The organism is Faecalibacterium gallinarum (assembly GCF_022180365.1).
Taxonomy (GTDB): domain Bacteria; phylum Bacillota; class Clostridia; order Oscillospirales; family Ruminococcaceae; genus Faecalibacterium; species Faecalibacterium gallinarum.
Genome location: NZ_BQKV01000068.1, coordinates 1 through 710, shown reverse-complemented (window position 1 = coordinate 710; position 710 = coordinate 1). Strand labels below are relative to the sequence as shown.

At 48.3% G+C, this 710-nt stretch carries 1 protein-coding gene; it reads right to left on the bottom strand.

The features are described 5' to 3' along the window. On the bottom strand, nt 1-674 hold a 674-nt coding region (locus JCM17207_RS09575; protein WP_238317443.1), incomplete at its 3' end, for an IS3 family transposase. Nucleotides 675-710: the final 36 nt, after the last annotated feature.

Sequence of the window (710 nt, the reverse complement as noted above, 5' to 3'; positions counted from 1 at the left end):
TTATAGAAGTGAATGTATTCGTCGATCAGGTCGTTGGCCTGCTGAAACGTTTTGAGCTTTTGTCGGTAAATGCATTCGGTTTTCAGAATACCAAAGAAATTCTCGGCCATAGCATTGTCATAGCAGTTTCCCCGCCTTGACATGGACGGGGTAATGCCGTATTCTTTAGTCAGGTTAAAGTACGCTTGTGAGGTATACTGAAACCCCTGGTCGCTGTGGAGCTGCAACTCCCCAGCGACCTTCTCTTTCTTCATGGCAAGGTGAATGGTATCCAGCACCAGATTCACTGTTTGCTGGGCTGCAGTCTTGTAAGCCACAATGCTGTTGTCGTACAGATCCCGGATCATGGACAGATACAGGACGCCTTGCTCTGTATGGATATAAGAGATATCTGTGACCCATTTGCTGTTGGGTCTTTCTGTATGGAAATCCCGATTCAGCAGATTCTCATACCTGTGAATCTGCTGCCCCAGCTGCTTCCACTGCCTGCGTCTGCGGATTTCAGACAGCAAACCGTTGGTTTTCATAATCCTGAGAATCGTTTTGGGATTCCTGTGACAACCGTTTTTGTCCAGCCACAGATGCATCCGGCGATAGCCATATGTATTTTTGCACCTCTTCTGCTGCCGGGCGATCTGGTCTATAATCGGCTGATTTGGGTTCGGACGGTTCAGATTGTGGGTATAGGCGTAGTACCCACTCCGGGAAAC